Consider the following 287-nt stretch of genomic DNA (forward strand, 5'->3'; position numbering starts at 1 on the left):
AAGCGCCCGCTAACAACAATTTCATGGCTGACGCCCGCCAGCCTCCGGGCCCAAATCGCCTACTTCCTATCCAATCGTGAGATTCTCGGTACCAGGACACATTCGGGGCAGGTGCTGCCCGCACTTTGTATGTACAGGCGATTGCCCTAAAGTTCAGGGAGGAAGCTGCCGGAATTTCGTGACGAGCGAGACATTTCCAGTCCCCGAGAATGTAGGGTGACGAAGGGCGCAGCAGATGGGGCTCAGCCGTGAAATTGTTGTTGGCGGCTTTGCCGCCTACAACAAGG

Source organism: Schleiferilactobacillus shenzhenensis LY-73, from assembly GCF_000469325.1.
GTDB lineage: Bacteria > Bacillota > Bacilli > Lactobacillales > Lactobacillaceae > Schleiferilactobacillus > Schleiferilactobacillus shenzhenensis.